This window comes from Paenibacillus baimaensis (assembly GCF_025567575.1).
On sequence record NZ_JAOQIO010000006.1, the window covers coordinates 95,928 to 114,046 of the forward strand.

At 46.9% G+C, this 18,119-nt stretch carries 15 protein-coding genes; 6 read left to right on the top strand and 9 right to left on the bottom strand.

Annotation, left to right across the window (positions count from 1 at the left end; translation table 11 throughout):
• Window positions 1–43: 43 nt before the first annotated feature.
• The 3 genes from iolD to OB236_RS01610 form a co-directional block, all read right to left on the bottom strand.
• The gene (gene iolD / locus OB236_RS01600; protein WP_262682330.1) at window positions 44–1,909 is read right to left on the bottom strand and encodes a 3D-(3,5/4)-trihydroxycyclohexane-1,2-dione acylhydrolase (decyclizing); all 1,866 of its coding nucleotides are present in this window, start codon (window positions 1,907–1,909) and stop codon (window positions 44–46) included.
• Between the two features lie 254 nt (window positions 1,910–2,163).
• Window positions 2,164–2,898: an MBL fold metallo-hydrolase gene (locus OB236_RS01605; protein WP_262682331.1), complete on the bottom strand. Its 735-nt coding sequence runs from the start codon at window positions 2,896–2,898 to the stop codon at window positions 2,164–2,166.
• 2 nt (window positions 2,899–2,900) lie between these two features.
• Window positions 2,901–3,704, bottom strand: a complete 804-nt coding sequence (locus OB236_RS01610) for a TetR/AcrR family transcriptional regulator (protein WP_262682332.1) — start codon at window positions 3,702–3,704, stop codon at window positions 2,901–2,903.
• A 230-nt stretch (window positions 3,705–3,934) separates the two neighbouring features.
• On the opposite strand from OB236_RS01610, the gene OB236_RS01615 reads away from it, so the two are divergent.
• Window positions 3,935–4,417 (top strand): histidine kinase, encoded by a 483-nt coding sequence (locus tag OB236_RS01615; RefSeq protein WP_262682333.1) that lies wholly within the window; start codon window positions 3,935–3,937, stop codon window positions 4,415–4,417.
• A 116-nt stretch (window positions 4,418–4,533) separates the two neighbouring features.
• Complete coding sequence (locus OB236_RS39920) at window positions 4,534–4,701, top strand: hypothetical protein (protein ID WP_332843719.1); 168 nt, start codon at window positions 4,534–4,536, stop codon at window positions 4,699–4,701.
• Between the two features lie 63 nt (window positions 4,702–4,764).
• Here OB236_RS39920 and OB236_RS01625 read toward each other — a convergent pair whose 3' ends face one another.
• A complete protein-coding gene (locus OB236_RS01625) occupies window positions 4,765–5,895 on the bottom strand; it encodes an MFS transporter (protein ID WP_262682336.1) in 1,131 nt (376 codons plus the stop codon).
• Window positions 5,896–5,920: 25 nt separating this feature from the next.
• Window positions 5,921–6,160 carry a hypothetical protein gene (locus OB236_RS01630; RefSeq protein ID WP_262682337.1) on the bottom strand — a complete coding sequence of 80 codons (240 nt, stop codon included), beginning with the start codon at window positions 6,158–6,160 and terminating at the stop codon, window positions 5,921–5,923.
• A 195-nt stretch (window positions 6,161–6,355) separates the two neighbouring features.
• On the opposite strand from OB236_RS01630, the gene OB236_RS01635 reads away from it, so the two are divergent.
• Window positions 6,356–6,994 (top strand): hypothetical protein, encoded by a 639-nt coding sequence (locus OB236_RS01635; protein WP_262682339.1) that lies wholly within the window; start codon window positions 6,356–6,358, stop codon window positions 6,992–6,994.
• 167 nt (window positions 6,995–7,161) lie between these two features.
• A complete protein-coding gene (locus OB236_RS01640) occupies window positions 7,162–8,223 on the top strand; it encodes an acyltransferase family protein (protein WP_262682340.1) in 1,062 nt (353 codons plus the stop codon).
• A gap of 31 nt (window positions 8,224–8,254) precedes the next feature.
• Here OB236_RS01640 and OB236_RS01645 read toward each other — a convergent pair whose 3' ends face one another.
• The 3 genes from OB236_RS01645 to OB236_RS01655 form a co-directional block, all read right to left on the bottom strand.
• Complete coding sequence (locus tag OB236_RS01645) at window positions 8,255–9,571, bottom strand: deoxyguanosinetriphosphate triphosphohydrolase family protein (RefSeq protein ID WP_262682341.1); 1,317 nt, start codon at window positions 9,569–9,571, stop codon at window positions 8,255–8,257.
• A 115-nt stretch (window positions 9,572–9,686) separates the two neighbouring features.
• Entirely contained in the window at window positions 9,687–11,651 is a 1,965-nt protein-coding gene (locus OB236_RS01650) for a methyl-accepting chemotaxis protein (RefSeq protein ID WP_262682343.1), read from the bottom strand.
• 370 nt (window positions 11,652–12,021) lie between these two features.
• Window positions 12,022–13,059, bottom strand: coding sequence for a LacI family DNA-binding transcriptional regulator (locus OB236_RS01655; protein ID WP_262682344.1), 1,038 nt, complete (start codon window positions 13,057–13,059; stop codon window positions 12,022–12,024).
• 170 nt (window positions 13,060–13,229) lie between these two features.
• Between OB236_RS01655 and OB236_RS01660 the strand changes: the two genes are divergently transcribed.
• On the top strand, window positions 13,230–14,588 hold the full coding sequence (locus tag OB236_RS01660; protein ID WP_262682345.1) for an FAD-dependent oxidoreductase: 1,359 nt from the start codon (window positions 13,230–13,232) through the stop codon (window positions 14,586–14,588).
• Between the two features lie 123 nt (window positions 14,589–14,711).
• Here the strand turns inward: OB236_RS01660 and OB236_RS01665 are convergent, their stop codons facing one another.
• Entirely contained in the window at window positions 14,712–15,536 is an 825-nt protein-coding gene (locus OB236_RS01665) for a TerD family protein (RefSeq protein WP_262682346.1), read from the bottom strand.
• 260 nt (window positions 15,537–15,796) lie between these two features.
• On the opposite strand from OB236_RS01665, the gene OB236_RS01670 reads away from it, so the two are divergent.
• Window positions 15,797–17,902: a methyl-accepting chemotaxis protein gene (locus OB236_RS01670; protein ID WP_262682347.1), complete on the top strand. Its 2,106-nt coding sequence runs from the start codon at window positions 15,797–15,799 to the stop codon at window positions 17,900–17,902.
• The last annotated feature ends 217 nt before the right edge of the window (window positions 17,903–18,119 follow it).

Consider the following 18,119-nt stretch of genomic DNA (forward strand, 5'->3'; position numbering starts at 1 on the left):
ATAAATTCGATTAGATGACCATGCATTCCATAAACTTTTAATATTAAATCAGCTTGACCGCCTGAATACGGGATTTCATTTCCTGATGTGCGGCAAGCACTTTATCACTGACCGAAACCTCGGGCACGCCCACATTCCACCACGATTCATAACCATCCGTATTCGTTCCAGCGACAACCGGAATTTCAATCAATGTCGTAATCGTCTCTTCCTTGGCTTGCAGCAGCGCGACTTGCAGTTCCTCGGCAGTATTCGCTTTGTACGCTTTTGCTCCCAAGGCACGCGCATGTGCAGCAAAATCGATCGGCATCACATTACCGGTTAAACGACCTGTAGTTTCGGAGCGATAACGGAATTCATTACCGAAGCCGTCGCTTCCATGACCTCTTTGCAAATTATGAATACACTGGAAGCCGTGGTTATCGAACAGCAAAATCGTTATTTTGCGACCTTCCTGCAGGCTAGTAACCAGCTCGGAATGCATCATCAAATAGCTGCCGTCTCCCACAACTGCATACACCTCACGCTCCGGCTCGGCAAGAGCAGCTCCAAAAGCACCAGCAATCTCATATCCCATGCATGAGAATCCGTATTCCATATGGTACGTCTTTGGCTCAAGCGTCCTCCACAGCCGATGTAAATCTCCGGGAAGGCTGCCCGCAGCACACACAATAACCGAGGAGGCATCCAGCGTTTCATTAATGACGCCAAGCGCGCGGGTTTGGGATAATCCGTCTTCATGCTGGGCTGCATACAAGCGATCAACCTCGCCATCCCAACGTTTCTTCAAGTCCGCAATTTCAGAAGAGCCATAGCCATTCTCGTAATGCGCGGCAGCGAGTTTTTCCTGAAGCGCTTTCAACGACTCTCGCGCATCCCCTGTAACTGACGCTCCACCAAGCTTTGCCGAATCGAATCCATTGATGTTGATATTGATAAACTGTACTTCAGGATGTGCAAAAGCCGATTTGGACGCCGTTGTAAAATCCGAATAGCGAGTTCCTACACCAATGATCAGATCCGCATCCTTGGCAAGCAGATTTGCGGCAAGTGCTCCTGTTACCCCGATCGCACCAACATTCAAGGGATGATTCCACGGCAGCGAGCTTTTTCCAGCTTGTGTCTCTGCAACCGGAATACCGAAGGCTTCAGCAAATGCAGCCAACTCCTTTGTAGCGGACGCATACAGCACACCCCCACCTGCAACGATCAACGGTCTCTTTTTGCCCTTCATAAGCTCCAAAGCTCTATTCAATGAATCTGAGGCCGGTGGACGGCGGTCAATAAAGTGTACCTTTTTCTCAAAAAATGAAAGTGGATAATCATAAGCTTCTGCCTGGACATCCTGAGGTAGAGCCAGTGTGACCGCACCTGTTTCTGCAGGATCAGTGAGCACGCGAACAGCCTGAACTGCTGCTGTAAGCAATTGCTCGGGTCTCACGATACGATCCCAATACTTGCTGACTGTCTTGAATGCATCCGTAGCGGATACGGTATAATCTCCTTGTACCTCGAGCTGTTGAAGCACCGGATCCGGTTGTCTGGTTGCAAAATTATCTCCTGGCAGCAGCAGTACAGGTATCCGGTTGACCGTTGCCGTTGCAGCAGCAGTAACCATGTTCAGAGCCCCGGGACCAATCGAGCTCGTGCAGGCAAATATTTGTTTGCGATTCATTTGCTTGGCATAGGCAGCGGCGGCGTGGACCATCCCCTGTTCATTTTTCCCTTGAATGTAGACCAGGTCTCCTGCACTCCGCTCCAGCGCTTCCCCAAGACCCGTCACATTACCGTGACCAAAAATACCCATAACTCCTTTAAAAAGCTTGGTTTCTTCACCATCCTGCGAAATATATTGCTTATCCAAAAAACGAAGCAGAGCTTGAGCCATAGTAAGTCTAATCGTACTCATTCACGTGTCTCCCTTCCATCGATTCATTCAATTAACAGTGATTGGGTTCGCCAATGGTAATGGCCATTTGTAGTGATCTGATGTTCATAGCAGCATACATTAGTGTTATTTATGAATGACAAAGTTGATTAAGCGCTTAACCTGTAAAAATCCGACGCTTGAACCTAATTAGGTTAAGCGCTTAATTCGATCTTACTATAGATTGCCAGCCTCGACAATACCTTTTACAAAAATAAATGATACAGATCAATACGTTACTTAAACGCAAGTCGAAAAGAATCATACTGCTCATACGGAGAGTATACCTCTCCACCGTGACAAATGCTGAGTACCTTAGGCTTAAGCTGCTCGATAATGGAACTGCTCTCTATCGCTTGCTGCATATCGCCTGTGAACATCGCCATTGGCTTTTTGAGCTTGCCTCTGTTCGCAGTAAACAGATCTCCCGCCAGCAGTACGTTATCTTCTTGATGATAATAAGCCACATGACCTGGCGAATGCCCGGGTGTGAGGTAAGGCGTGAGTCCGCCTACGACGTCCAAAGCATGCATATCACCTGACCGTGCTTCTTGTCTGGTACGCGAATCTGAAGCCTGCTCAGATTGGGAAGATGCAGTACTTTTACTAGAAACAGCGAGCGGCTGGGCCAAATCGATTTCTACAGATGCCTCTGCTTTGGATCGGCGCGGGTAGGGAAGCTTGCCCTCCATATAAGGAATTTCCTCGGCATGAGCAAATACAGGAACATGAAGCTGCTGTCGGATCTTTTTGATACTGCCAACGTGGTCGGAATGACCATGGGTTAATAAAATTCGCTCCAGTGGCGCATCCATCTGCTGCATTTGCTTAAGCAGGCCGCCCGCCATTAAGGAAATGCCTGTATCAACCAGCGAAAGTCCCTGTTCCGACTTCACGATCCATACTGTGATCGGGATGACTAACCATATTTTGCACGCCCAAATATGCTCGGAAATCCGTACGATTTTCATAGCTATTTCTCCTCCTGCTTTTTCGACTTTTTGTCCTTACGCTTTTTATCCTGTTTTTTGTCCTGCTTTTCTTGTTTCTCCTGTTTTTCTTGCTTCTCCAATTTTTCTCGCTTACCCTGCTTTTTATCCTGCTGCGTTTCCGGCTTCATGGCTGTCACCAACTGACTACTGTCCCTCTTGTGCAGCATACCAGCTAGCAGAACCTCAATTGCTTTATCCATAATGGGTAAAATCCGCTTGAGCAGCGGTTCCAGCGGTTCTTCACTGTTCATATAAGTGAAAACCATTCCGTACAACATGAAAAAATAAATACGTGATTGATCGATTCGTGCCTGTTCATTAGCCGCTGGTATGAAGTGCTCAATGCCTTCAGTTAAATAGCCGAATATCCGATTGCGCAGCTTGTTTAAGTCCCCCTCAGGATCCTTCTCATCCACCCTCACGGACTTCACTCCAAGAATAACGGCCACCATGCTTTTGTGTGACAGGCAAAACCGTAAAAACTGACGGCTCTTCTCCTTCAGCTTCTCAGCCTCTGACCATTCCTCATGCGCCTGTATCGATAATAGGAGCGTCTCAAGAGTTTGCAGCGGCGGTATCGCAAGCTGCTCCAGAAGTACTTCCTTATCCTTAAAATATAAATAAATGGTTGTATGGGAGCAGCCCGCATCCTTCGCAATTTCCCGCATAGTGACTGCATCATAGCCTCTTGCTGTAAACAGTTTCGCTGCTGATTCGGCAATATTGCGCTTCGTTTCCTCCGCTCTCTCGCCCTGCTTACGAATGCTTTTATCGCTACTTTCCATATCTACTCATCACCTTTCTACATGTGTAACCATTGGTTATTAACTATATAGTAACCAATGGTTACTGAAAAATCAAGCTATTTATATAACCGAATATTTACTCATCTTTCGAACATTTTCCCTATACAAAATTGGGCAATTACCGTCAAGCGATACTCACGCTGCTCAGGTATTAAATGGCAGCTTTTTTGACATAAATAAAGGAATAGCTTCGTTTTTAACGTTTTTCCATGTCTGAGCTGCCCATACTGCTTCTCACCGCGCGCAATCGACCTGAAGATATAGAGTTCGGCTTCCTTGCAGGTACCAACGATTACGTTACTAAACCGATAGATACGATGGAACTGATGTCCAGAGTGAGAGCTTTAACCGCATTAAAAAAGTCCGTGCGTGATCAGCTGCGCATTGAAGCGGCGTATCTACAGGCACAAATCCAGCCGCATTTCTTATTTAACATGTTAAACTCCATAGCGGCTTTAAGCGATATTGATACTAACCGCATGCACACACTGCTAGAAACGTTTGGAAATTATTTATGTGCTAGCTTTAATTCACATAATCTGGATCGACTCGTTCCGCTCACCCATGAACTGGATCTCGTTCGTTCTTGTTTATATATCGAAAAGGAACGTTTGAAGAAAGGCTGCAAATTGTGTGAGAGGTGGATAAAAATCTATCCTTGCTTATCCCTCCCCTCTCTATTCAGCCATTGATTGAAAACACAGTCCGACACGGTGCATTAATGCGCTCCCAAGGCGGAACGGTGCGGCTCCAAATTATCGAGCATGTCAAGCACGTGTAAATATCGATCATCGATAACGGCGTGGGAATGGATGAGAAGACGCGGCTGCAAATACTCGACAGCTCCTCCAACCTTAGGGCTGGAATCGGTGTGCGTAATACAGACCGACGTTTGAAGCAAATATATAGCAAAGGACTGCACATTCAGAGTGAGCCTGGTCAAGGAACTACGGTTACCTTCTTAGCTAATAAATAAGTTTGTCCTGAACTCAAAAAGTCCTCTTCCAACAGATGGAAGGGGACTGAATAGCTGCCGATCTTATTGAGATTTAAACTTCATGGTTCCGTAGCTGCGAAAAAACACGGTCGCACCAACCACAACTGCCACCGCACATACGAGCAACAGGTTACTGTAAAGGTATCCCCCCACCTCGTGCATCAACGGATTAAGCGGGAAATTCATCAGCTTTTTGTCCAACACTCTGGCCACTGCCGCTGCCCCTACAGCTCCCGATATAAATCCGACCAGGTTAAATAAACCCATACCGACACCGGTTTGCTCCATATCAAGTGTCAAAGACACGCTATTGGCCAGCGCCGTCTGAATAAATGAAAACCCAATGTACGTTAATACCATAGCGCCCGATATAAACCAGACATTCATTCCCAATAACGACGATAGCATAATCAAGCTGCAAGCCAGTAAGGTGACTCCAATCGCTATGACGAAGTTATTACCCCTTTTATCCGCCAATCCCCCACCGATCGGTCCAAATACAACAGCACTGATCGCACCAGGGAACAAAATCCAGCCGATAGCGCTCGTATTCAATCCTTTAAGATCACTTAGCAGAAGCGGCATCACAAACATAATACTCATCACGGTACAGTTGAGGATGAAGCTAACAATCAACCCGCTGCGAAATAAGCGGTTGGCCAGCAACGATGGCTCGATGAACGGATGATCCACCCTTCGGATGTGCACGATGAACCCAACCATTAAAGCTGCACCGATAATAAAGTAATACCACGTAGGATCGGTACAAAATAAGACGAGCGAAGCGATACTAAGGCCGATCATAGCCGCACCGGGAATATCGACCTTTCCGCCGCGCAACTCGTCATCCGGCAATACCTTACGAAAAAAGGGAATTGAAATCAACGTAAACAGCGGAATCAAAAACAAAAATGACCAATGGTACGCTGCAGAGATAAACCCGCCTAGCACCGGACCGATCCCAATCGCAAAAGCTACGGTGGAATTCAAAATTCCGAATACTTTGCCCCGATCAGCAGGCAAAAAATATTTGGCGACCACAACCATGATTAGTGCCGGAATTGCAGATGCGCCTGCTCCCTGTATCGCCCTTGCCGCAATGACCGCCGGATACCAAGCCTGACACACGATCCCCACAATCGACCCAATATTGTACACGATAATACCGATCACGATGAGCTTCTTAAGACTGTAGACGTCAGAAAGCTTGCCATAGATGACCGAACCAATTTCCGAAAAAAATAATAAAGATCGTTACAACCCAGCTGACCCCCGAAGGCGTCAAATGGTACTGTGCAGCAATACTTGGTGTGGAAACATTAAAAACCGTTTCATTGAGGACACCGAAAAAAATAATAAAAATAATCCATGGTGCCGTTTTGCGCAAATCCAGCGCTACGCCTGAAGATGCTGGCGAATGTGATGAAGCATCCAGCATAGTAACACTCCTTTTCTCTCTATGCCTTATATATAGGGCTGCTTCCAACTTATCACATCAGATCGATAGGCAGCTATGGAAAGCTTTATTTCAATCAAATTTGGCAGCAGCAAGTAGAAGAGCGTTCAGGACAAGTAACACATGGGCGTTTGTAGCATATGTTGTGATGAGAGCCAACATAAGGAGCTGCTGAAGATGAGTCGAAAGCAAATAGTTTCAAAAAAATCGAAAAAAAAGATAAGTATTAACAAAATTCCTGTAACGGCGCAGACATCTGGCACCGGTAGCAGTTCGCTTGATTCCAAAGGAATTGGAACAGGCAGCTTTCCACAAGGAACTGGTGGTGGATTGTCCACTCGCTCATTACAAGGGCCTGGCACCAGTTTTCCTGGTTCACCATTTCCCGGTGGTGGCGGTGGAGGATTTGCTCCGTCTTTTCCAGGCGGCGGTGGTGGTGGCTTTCCTCCGTCTTTTCCCGGTGGTGGCGGTAGTGGCTTTCCTCCATCTTTTCCAGGCGGCGGTGGTGGCGGCTTTCCTCCCGGTACACCTCAAGGAGGCCCTGGCGCAACTGGCGGACCACAATCCCCACCTCCTTCCTTCATCCCGCAGCAATCAGGCGTGTCTGCCCTAGCGGTTGATCCCGGCAGTATCCGTAGATGTATCAATCGGTATGTGTACATTTGGCAAAGAAACGGTGACGCCTACTGGATGTTCCTTACTCACGTCGGCCGTAATTCGATAGCTGGTTACCGGTGGTACGGTTTTGGACCTGCAGGCTTCTGGTTGTATTTTGGTTTGGATATTCAACGTATTGAGCAGTTTAACTGCTTCTGATCCTGTCAGGAGGCTTCTAATCAGGGAATGGCTACCCTTGCGGTAGGTTCATTATTTTAAGCTAAAATTCAGCTAATCTTCAGGCTGTTGTCATCATATTTTCACTTTCAGATGAGATGATAACGGCTCAAGATAACAACCAAATATTAGGAGCTGAATTTGAAATCATGGACAATCGCTTAACCATTCCCCTGATTCAAGCCGCTCGGGGTATTGCTGTTGTACTGGTGATGCTGTTTCACACCTCTCAGTTGGCACAGAAATATTTTCATATTAACTTTTTGGCGGTTAGTGGCATGGATCGTTCCGGAGGCTATGCTTATTTTTTTGTGCTGACTGGTTTTTTGATGTTTACTCTCTATCATCGGCATTTCGGAAAAGCACACATGTGGGGCCCCTTTATGCTCAAAAGGCTGCTGCGTATTTATCCGCTTTACTGGCTGGTCAATGCCGCTGTCATTCCGATCTATTTTCTCGTTCCTGCGTTTGGTAATGGCTACGAAACAAAACCCTTGGAGATTATTACCTCCCTGTTACTGCTGCCTTACAGTCAAGTACCTATTCTTGGCGTCGCCTGGTCGCTCATCTATGTTGTGTTTTTTTATTTGATCTTTTCACTGCTGTTCGTTCTGAATAAAAAAACGATCCTTGCCCTATTTTCACTGTGGCTGCTGATCGTCGGCTTCATCAATTGTGGTTGGATACATATGAAGGATAACGCATGGCTGCATTTTCTGTTTGATGGGATGCATTTGCAATTTGTGCTGGGGATGCTGATTGCGTGGACTATTCGCCGATTTAACCTTGGCAAGGGAGGCTACTCACTTGCAGCAGGATTGATGGTTTTCCCTGTTGTCTGGGTGCTGCGTTATATCGACCCGACCTTCGCTTATCCGAATGTTCTGTACACCATTGGATCGTCACTCGTTCTGCTTGGCATCGGATCTATGCGTTCAGCGGCTCCCTCTTGGCTGGGGTTCGCTCAATTTCTTGGCAATGCTTCCTATTCGATATTGCTAACCAGTCTTGGGTTCCTGTCTGTCACGCTGAAGCTCGCCAAAGCAGCTCACCTTGACGTATGGTGTGGTCCTACCATCACGACTGTGCTCTGCTTTACGATAGCGTTATTATTATGCTGTATGTTCTATTGGTATGTGGAGAGACCGCTCGTTCAGCGTCTTAAATCGATGACAGCTGCACCTGTCTATTCCGCTTCGACGACTCGTTAATATTTATACAATTTACATATATTACATGTCATTAATCCATTTCATAGATCGATCCGGATTTACTGGCAAACAGCTCGGCATACACCTTCTCAGCATACGCATCGGTCATCCCCGATATATAATCAGCTACCATACGCGGCCAGCTCCATTTATGCTTATGCTGCTCATAGCTTTGGGTCCAATCCGGGGGAATAATCATTCTTCCGGTTTCATACTCCTTGAAGCTGCCCCATAGTCGTTGAAGCATAATTTCACTGCGCTTTTGCAAACGCTGAACCCGAAAATCCTTGATTAATGTAACCCACGCCAGCTTTTTTAAGATTTCCATCGTTCGCAGCAGATCCAGATCCTCCTGCCCGTCACGCACGAAAGTGACTCTTTTCCAGCCTTTTGCCGGATCATCAATAATCCCTACCTTTTGGGCAAACATGCTCACCCATCTTGCTTTCATTTCACGACGTGTGCGCGAGGATTCATATTTGCATTCGGAATAAATCATTTCCCATTGTGTCAAATAGTCAGCCAATACCTGCTTGACCATAGCATGCATATCGACCTGATCCCATCCAACCGCTCCATTGCCTTCGTCATCAAGGATTTCCTGGATTAGATTTTCAAGCAGCCTGTTATCTGCAAAAAATGTCGGGTTCATCAATATTTTACCGGCCCGAATCCCATCTTCGATATCATGGGTGGAGTAGGCGATATCGTCGCACAGGTCCATCAGCTGCGCCTCTAATGTTGCGCAGCCCTTTGGCATGGCCCAAGCCTCCCGCAAGTAGTTGATGGCTTCCCACTCCATCGCGTATACGCCTTTAAGTTTGCCCTCCTCTTCCAAAGAGTAAGGGTACTTATTAATACCGAGCAGCACAGCCGCTGACAAATCCAAACCGCTGCCGCTGCCTGCCCGTTTTTCCAGGAACATCAGAATACGAAAGTTTTGGGCGTTCCCCTCATAAGCGAGACCATGCTCCTCAGCCAGCAGCCTATCCAATACTTCTTCTCCCTTGTGACCAAAGGGCGGGTGCCCCAAATCATGAGCAAGCGCCGCGCATTCCACAACAGCCGGGTCCAGCATCAATCCGGGATGCTCGCGCGCAGCGAGAAAAGGGTACTCCTTTTGCATCCGTCTGGCTACTTCACGTGCAATCTGCGAAACCTCGAGTGAATGGGTCAGCCGGGTCCGATAATAATCTCCGGAGCCCGCTCCAAACACTTGCGATTTGCCCTGTAAGCGCCGAAAAGCAGGCGATTGTATCAAGCGTGCGTAGTCTTTCTCGTATTCGTCCCGCTCTTCGCTTGAATGTGTATGTTCTGTATCATAAATTCTCATTTTACGTAAATCCATATCATCGCTTCACTCCTGTCTGTACACAAACGACGTTCCGTAAGGGAACGCCGCCTGAATTCGTAGCTATCCAAATCATACCTTAGTTTATGCAAAATGTCATCTGTGTGTCAGCTTAGCTCTTGAAAGTATCGATTTTGGTTTGCAATTCCTCAGCCATGTAAGACAATGCCTGTGCCGAGGCTGTTATTTCCTCCATAGAAGCCATCTGCTGCTGCGCGGCGGCAGAAATTTGCTCTGTGTTTTCCGCTGTTGCATCCGTAATTTCGGAGACGATCTTCATCACAGCTCCGAGCTCCTCTGTCCCCTTGGTCACACTCTCCGAAGATTCAGCGGCTACCTGCATTTGATCCGACACATCAGTAATTTTATGCTTAATATCCGTAAACAACTCACCCATCCGACTGACTACTTGCTTGCCTTCATATACTTCTTTGGCAGCAAGCTCCATAGACTTCAAAGCTTGAACCGATTGACCTTGGATCTCTCCGACCCATACATTAATCTGCTCAGAGGATAACGAGGTTTGGCTCGCCAGCTTCTTCACCTCTGCAGCAACAACTGCAAATCCCTTTCCATGCTCGCCTGCTCTTGCCGCTTCAATCGAAGCATTCAAAGAAAGCAGATTGATCTGGTTGGTAATCTCGGTGATTTGCGAAATCACGTGGTAAATCTCCTGAGAACGGTATGCCTGCTCACGGACTATGGTCTCCATCTCGCCAACCTTGTCTCCTATGACGTTCATTTGTTGAATGACCGACCCCAACACCATAGATCCTTCATCCGACCAGTTCCGAGCCTCTGAAGCACTCAAAGAAGAACGGCGAACAAGCTCGGAAATTTTGGTCAATTCATCAATCATGATGCCAGTGACTCTGGCACTATCAGAAATACGTGCAACCAGAGTTACTGTACCATTTGCCATTTCCTGAGCAGAGAAAGCGATCTGCTCCGTAGCCTTATTATTTTGCTCAGAGCTGGCACTCAATTGTTGGGATGAGGCCGCTAATGAAGCCGAGGTTTCCCCAATATCGACAATCATCGTTTTCAGGGAGCCGACCATTTTGTTGAAGCTATCTCCAAGTTTCCCAATCTCACATTTGGAATCGACAAGCACATTATTCCGTAAATCTCCCTCACTTAAAGAGATCGCGGTACCCATCAAGCTTTTCATCGGACGATTAATAGAACGAATAATTCCATACACGAGCAAACTGCCGAACAACAGTGAGGCCAGAACTACTATCGTGGTAATGCCAAAAATTTTCGCAGCTTTTTCTTCCGTTTCCTGCGCATCCATAGTGCCGATTACTTTCCAACCGGCCGAGGTCACTGTACCGTAAGAGGACTCTTTAGACTCACCTTTAAGTATATATTCTACTCTTCCTGACTCATCCTTATAAAATAACGGGTAATGATCCCCTTGTGCTTCCTCACCTGACTTATGATCGCGATGCATCAGAAAACGCTGCGTTCTATCCAATACGTAAATATAGCCTTTACTCCCTACTTTGACCTGATTGATAGACTCGGCCAGCTTCGCAAGACTCAAGTTAACTCCTATGGCTCCTTTTTTGTCGGGCAAGGCTCTCGCAATGGTCACTACGGTATTACCGGTTGTTGCCGACACATAGGGATTCGATATGACCACCTTACTGGAGTCTTTCAAGGTGTCTTTATACCAGTCCCGCTCTCTCGGATCATATTTTTGGGCACCCGGATCCGGAGATTTCATCCACGCACCATTTTCGTTCCCAAGAGTCAGCAGCTCCAGCTCGGGATGATTTGATGTAAAAGCGTCAATCAGCTCTCGTGTATGTGTATCTTTCTGATCAATGGAGATGCTTGCCAGCAGCCTGGCCAATCCATCGACATTGCTCATCTCCATCCGTACATATTGATCCAAGGAACTGCTCATCATCGCCACATTCTGGTCTGCAGTAAGTCGCAGCTCCTTTTTCAGTTGGTCCTTGGCTGTCATGTAGGCAGCCGCTCCAATCAGCAAGGATGGAATTAATAAAATCATAGCGAACGAGAGAATTAATTTCCTTGTCAAACTCATATTTTTATAAAATTTCATCGTAAAGCACATCCTGTTCTTCATAGTTATGTAAACATACCCTCTATATAAAAATCTAGCCTGATATGATAAGTAATCTTGGTTAGCAGGTCCTCATCCGTGTGCCCAATCAACCTGCCCTGTAATTATGACACATCAATATTAAACCGATTTTAGTAAGGTACGATTTCCATGTTAATTTTCCTAACAATTTCATAATAAGATACGTCCGGTATGTACCCAACCGGACAAATCAAAAAAAGACCGCTGTCACGATAGGCAACGGTCCCAGTTTTCTTACCTAATAGATGAAATTACTTTTTTAATCAAGTTTTCCTGCTGCAGTAATCTTCATAGTCTCGCTACTGTTAGAGCACGCTTAAAATTGTCGTCAGGAAAAGCTTTTCCCTATCGTCTCCCCTCTCACAAAATCGCCCTTCAATCGAATATGCTCATAAGGCTGCTGCGGGTTCGCAATGCGCCAAAGCATTCGGTCGGCAGCACGATACCCCGTTTCCCTGATCAGCAGCGCAGGTCGGTCGACAAGTGGTAGATGATCAATCGGCTCGTTCAAAAACCCCACTAGTGAGCAGTTCTCCGGTACCTTCGTCCAAGTCTGCAACCTATAGTAAACTGGCGATACCTCTTCATCAATTCCGCAGATCACAGCTGTAGGCTTATAGATTTCGTATTTGAGTGCAAAATCGTCCAGCCACGGTTGTCCGGAATCTCTGCGAGAGACCGCATGCTCCTCTTCCGTTACGTGCACTCCGATTTCCTTCATTGCTTCCTGGAATGCCTGCCAACGCAAGATAAAGCCGCGCTGCAGATGAATATCTCCCACATACAGAATTCGTCGATGCCCTGCACGGACTAACGTTCGAACTGCGATATACATCGCTTCGTACACATCCCAAACCACACTGTCTACCTTGGTCTCAGGTGGTGGGTAATTAAGCAAAATCCGCGGCAGCTGAAGCTCCAGCAGGCTTTGCTCCATGAATCCCGGCACAATCCGCGGTGCGATAAAGATACCATCGGCGTAGCCTACATTATGCAGCTCAAGCCAATGACGGAATTGCTTGGGTGAGGTCGGCTCGGGAAGCAGCAGCGTGTCAATCCGATGGCCGTACTCAGCAAACCGCTCGTGCAGTCCTTGCAGCAGCAGCCTCAGGAAACCAAGTGACCGCTCACTCTGCACAAGAATAAACCGTCGTGTATACAGAGGAAACGGTGCAATTCTCTCCTGCTCCAGCTGACGCAGCTGCTCCTTTGTACGATATCCAAGAGCGGCGGCAGTTTGGATGACAAGCCCTCGGGTCTCCTCCGACATCCCCGGATGTCCGCGCAGCGCCTTAGAGACGGTTTGTATGGTCAATCCAAGCTCCTGTGCAATGTGCAGTAATGTGATGCTTTTTTTTCTTGCCATTCACCTTCACCCGATCTTTATATAAAATTGGATAAATCGAAAATGATTTAAACGATTGCAATCATTTTTTAAACTAAATTTAAACTCAACTTAAAGTTATTGTTTCTTTATAATAAGCCCTAGATGAGCGATATGAAAACCATTCTACACAAACGGGAGCGATAACCATCATGGCGAATACCATTCAGAATAACCGGATCGAGGCAGATATTGTTGTATGTGGAGGAGGACCAGCCGGGGTTTGCGCAGCAATTGCAGCAGGACGAAGCGGTAAAAGAACCATTTTGATCGAGCGGTACGGTTTTATCGGAGGCATGTCTACAGCGGCACTCGTCTATCCGTGGATGACGTTCCATACGGTGGAAGGCAAGCAGGTGATCAAGGGCATTGGACAGGAAATCATTGATCGTTTGATGGCGCAAAATGCTTCACCCGGGCACCTCCGCGACACAGTCGGGTTCGTCAACACCATTACCCCTTACCACCCGGAGGTTTACAAAATTTTGGCTGTTGACATGCTTCAGGACGCCGGGGTAAAGCTGCTGCTGCACAGCTTTGTCGACCACGTACAAGTGAACGGAGATCGAATCGAAGCGGTTCATATCACGACCAAGTCCGGCAAAATAGAAGTAAGTGCACAGGTGTTTATCGATACGACAGGAGATGCGGATGTCGCTCACTTATCAGGGGCACCCTGCCTGACGGGTCGGGACGAAGACGGCAAAACACAGCCGATGACGATGAAATTCCGCATGCGCGGTGTCGATTTGCCCAAGGTGAAGCAGTATATGATGGATCATCCTGATGAATTTTATAAAAAAACACCATTCAGCGAGCTCGCTGAGCTGCCTTTATCCGGTGTATTAGGTTTTTTCAAGCATTGGAAGGAAGCCGATTTGCCGATCAATCGTGATCAGGTGCTGTTTTTTACAGGTCCTAATGACGATGAGGTACTGGTCAATACAACGAGGGTGCAGGGGTTAAACGGAACGAATGTCGAGGATTTGACCGAGGCTGAGACACTTGGACGCAAGCAGGTGATGATGGTAGCCGATTTCATGCAGCAAAACCTGCCTGGCTTTGAGCGCGCCTCCATCTCTCAAGTGGGGGCACAGATCGGCGTGCGGGAATCGAGACGGATCGATGGCCAATATGCATTGCAAGCGGAGGACGTCGTTGGGGGACGCAGGTTTGAGGATGTCATTGCCCGCAGCGGCTATCCGATTGATATCCACGACCCCTCCAATAAAAGCGTAACAGCCGCTTGGGTACAAGGAGATGGCGCTTACGATATCCCCTACCGCTGCCTGCTGTCCAAGAAAATTACGAATCTACTGACCGCCGGACGCTGCATCTCCACAACTCACGAAGCTCTGGCGACAACGCGCTTAACACCCAGCTGCATGGCGACTGGGCAAGCAGCGGGAACTGCGGCGGGTTTAGCTGTAGAGTATGGAGTAAGTCCTCAGCATATTAATGTACAGGAGCTCCAGAATAGATTGAGATCGGCCAATGTGGTATTAGACTAGCACAAGCAGGACATACTCGGGAATCATCGACAGCGATTATTATCCTATGATGCAAATAAACACGAGGCAGCCCTTACGGACTGCTTCGTGTTTATTTATTGATTATACTTACATTTCTCAACCTTAGTTAAATACTACGCTTCCCGATTTGGCATCAAACATCGATATCCGAGATCGTTGAGCATCAAATAAGGATGTCGTAGCTGGCTGTAAAGCAAATATCGAGGCTGACCTCGATTGAGAGGAAAACACAGATGTCGATGCGGCTTGGTCTGCAAAAACCGAAGTCGGCTTGGTTCCATTTGCAGGAGCATTTGCAGGTGCTGGTGTTGGTACGGGTGCAGATGACTCATTCCCTGCTTGTATCGCTGCGGGTACCGGACTGGATGCAGTGTCCTCTGCTTCCATCACAGCTTCATTCTCCTCATCAGCCACACTTACACCATGAGCCTCTGCCAATGGCTGTAGCCCTCCGTTAAATCCTCTGCCAATGGCACGCAGCTTCCACCAGCCTTGATGGCGATACAATTCCACTAAAACCAGCGATGTTTCATCGCCCGCCTCTTTGATTTCATACACGATGTCTGCTTGAGAGGTGTGGCCTGTCACCTTGCAGCCGTTGACACCCTTAAAGGTTCCTGGTCCATCCAATGTTGCAGCGAATACGCATTTATCAATTTCAGTCGCCAAAAGCTTGTCCAGATTAATGGAAAAAACGATCGCCTTCGCCTCTGTCGCCTTATATTCCACAAGCTGCTGCGGATCGGCAGGCTGGTTATAAAATATAAAGTAATCATCCGAAGGTACTTTGCCATTGCCACCTATCATAAAACAGCTCATATCCAGCCCAGCCGGAGCGCTTTCCCAAGAAACCGTGACTTCAAGTAAGGGTTCCTTGACCAACGTCGTGTTGGCCCCTGTAAGCAAATTCGTTATGGGATTAGCCATTGGATCTACCCTCCATCTTGGTTCCAAATTACACATTTAACCTCATATCTATCATACTACAATACCATGATCACACTCTACTTTCCTATACCAGACGTTCCATTTGGTAATGATTGCAAAAGATATGAATAACATTAAATAATTTCTAATCTGAACCGTACACTTTCCTAACAATTTACGTTTAAAATGATCCTATACACCAGCTGCCTATGTTAATATGTAGTCAGACAAATCATCTATGTATGAAGGGGACTTCTATTATGCAATGGTACAAAAACTTAAAACTTTCGTTGAAGCTTTCCTTGACACTCGGCTTTTCTCTTCTCATCGTTTTTGCTTGTTTAATCGCTTTGAATCTGAAGCAGCTGTATACCATCAGTCTGGACAAAGGCATGTTAAGCGCTCACCAGGCAGGACAAGACTTTTCCATCTCCCTGGAGGAGGAATTGGTCAGTATCAGCTCGGTTCTCAAGGGCTTATCCGTAGTCGCTCTGGATGCTAACACACAAAAGAAGCAATCCCGTGAGGACATCATCCGAATTTTAGGCAAGGAATTGGAAAAGCAGCCATCCATTCTCGCTCTTTACACGCTGTGGGAACCCAATGCTTTTGATGGTAATGATAAAGCTAATGTAAATAAAGCACCTTATGACGATGCAACAGGTCGTTTTATCCCCTATATTGTTAGAAGCAACGATAAACAAGTGATAGAACCACTGAAGGACTACGAGAAGGAAGGCGCTGGGGATTATTATTTATTAGCAAAACGCAGCAAGCAGATCACTATTATCGAGCCTTACGCCTATCAGGTTGACGGCAAGCAGGTATTGATGACTTCTGTTATATATCCTATTCTCGATGCCAAAGGAGATTTTATTGGAATATTAGGTGCGGATATCGCATTGGATACGCTGCAAAAGCAGATCGAGAAAGAAAAACCATTAGGTGGCTACATCACCGTAATATCAGGCAAAGGCATGTATATTGCTCATGGTGGAAAGTCTGACCTGGTTGCCAAAAATTATGTAGATAGTCCAGATAAGCAGCAAGTGTGGGACCAACTGCAAAACGGGAAAACCCAGACGTTTTCCAACAACGTAAACGGTGTAGCCTCCATTCGCGACTTTGATTCAATTACCGTTCAGGGCAGCAAGGACAAGTGGTACATAGAAACCGTTGTTCCTCTAACGGCCGTACTTCAGGCCTATTACGACAGCCTTTACATATCCATAGGGATTGCAGTCGCTTCCTTATTATTACTTGGGCTGCTCTTGGCCTTGATTGTATGGAAGGTCATTGTGAATCCACTGAACAGTGTGATCAGCATATTGAAAAACTTGGCAGAAGGCGATTTCACCCATACGGTTCCTGTCAACAGCAAAGACGAATTTGGCGTCATGGCTGAGCATTTTAATGTCATGATCCAGAAGCTTCGCCAGCTCCTTCAGCTGGTCAGCGATTTATCCATGTCAGCTGGAGCTACTTCACAGGAGCTGGCAGCCAGTGCTGAAGAGACGACACGCGCTACCGAAACGATTGTTGAAGCGATCCAGGAGGTAGCCATGGGCTCCGAGACGCAAGAGCAGCAGGCCTACGATTCTTCCAGAGCTATGGATGAAATGACCCAGGGCATGAATCGAATTGCCAATTCGACCGTCAACGTTGCAGAGGCAGCCAAAGGAATTATGGATCAAACGGAAAAAGGAAACCACAGCATTCATGAAGCGGTTCAGCAAATGGAAGTCATCCGTTCCTCTGTTGACCAATCCGAGGCCTCTATTATCCGTCTGAATGCCAAATCAGAAGAGATCGGTAGTATTATCGGAGTCATCACCAACATCAGCACACAGACCAATTTACTTGCACTGAATGCATCAATTGAGGCTGCACGTGTTGGCGAGCAGGGAAAAGGTTTCGCCGTCGTTGCCGCCGAGGTCCGCAAACTGGCCGAGCAGACCAAGCTTGCTGCGGAAAATGTAGCTCAACTCATTCATGACGTGACTCAGGAAACAAGCCTGGCTATGAGCGCCATGGGTCAAAGCACGCTTGAGGTCGTCAAAGGTGTAGCATCCGTGTCGGAAAGCGGACAGTTATTTGAAGCGATCACCAAGGAAATGAGCGGCGTCAATCAACAAATTGATGAGGTTTCGGCCGCGGTACAGCAAATATCTGCAAGCTCCGAGCAGGTGGCGTCATCAATCGATCGCTCTGCCCGAATTGCCAAGGACTCTTCGGCAAATTCGCAAAGCATAGCAGCCTCCTCTGAAGAACAGTTGGCGTCCATGGAGGAAATCTCCTCCTCCTCCGAAGCATTAAGCGCGATGGTGCAAGAGCTCCTGGATCAATTATCCAAATTCAAAGTGTAGCCGTCGCTTTGCTCTATGCCTTCTCATATTCAGCTTCTTCATAAGCTGTTTGAATTGTATTTACAAGTCATTTCCTTCGAGGAAATGGCTTGTTTTTATTTCAATTGACAAATAAATACAAGCGTGATAAATTATTCATCAATTATTCCAATAAGAATACTATGTTTTAATTTATTATACATGACTTAGATAAGTACCGCACACGATCAGTTTTTTT

Coding starts and splice junctions, on each gene's coding strand:
- OB236_RS01635 (WP_262682339.1), top strand. CDS start 6,356: ATGAGTCGAAAGCAAATAGTTTCAAAAAAATCGAAAAAAAAGATAAGT.
- OB236_RS01630 (WP_262682337.1), bottom strand. CDS start 6,160: ATGCTGGATGCTTCATCACATTCGCCAGCATCTTCAGGCGTAGCGCTG.
- OB236_RS39920 (WP_332843719.1), top strand. CDS start 4,534: ATGGATGAGAAGACGCGGCTGCAAATACTCGACAGCTCCTCCAACCTT.
- OB236_RS01655 (WP_262682344.1), bottom strand. CDS start 13,059: ATGGCAAGAAAAAAAAGCATCACATTACTGCACATTGCACAGGAGCTT.
- OB236_RS01610 (WP_262682332.1), bottom strand. CDS start 3,704: ATGGAAAGTAGCGATAAAAGCATTCGTAAGCAGGGCGAGAGAGCGGAG.
- OB236_RS01665 (WP_262682346.1), bottom strand. CDS start 15,536: ATGGCTAATCCCATAACGAATTTGCTTACAGGGGCCAACACGACGTTG.
- OB236_RS01605 (WP_262682331.1), bottom strand. CDS start 2,898: ATGAAAATCGTACGGATTTCCGAGCATATTTGGGCGTGCAAAATATGG.
- OB236_RS01650 (WP_262682343.1), bottom strand. CDS start 11,651: ATGAAATTTTATAAAAATATGAGTTTGACAAGGAAATTAATTCTCTCG.
- OB236_RS01615 (WP_262682333.1), top strand. CDS start 3,935: ATGTCTGAGCTGCCCATACTGCTTCTCACCGCGCGCAATCGACCTGAA.
- OB236_RS01660 (WP_262682345.1), top strand. CDS start 13,230: ATGGCGAATACCATTCAGAATAACCGGATCGAGGCAGATATTGTTGTA.
- iolD (WP_262682330.1), bottom strand. CDS start 1,909: ATGAGTACGATTAGACTTACTATGGCTCAAGCTCTGCTTCGTTTTTTG.
- OB236_RS01640 (WP_262682340.1), top strand. CDS start 7,162: ATGGACAATCGCTTAACCATTCCCCTGATTCAAGCCGCTCGGGGTATT.
- OB236_RS01670 (WP_262682347.1), top strand. CDS start 15,797: ATGCAATGGTACAAAAACTTAAAACTTTCGTTGAAGCTTTCCTTGACA.
- OB236_RS01645 (WP_262682341.1), bottom strand. CDS start 9,571: ATGGATTTACGTAAAATGAGAATTTATGATACAGAACATACACATTCA.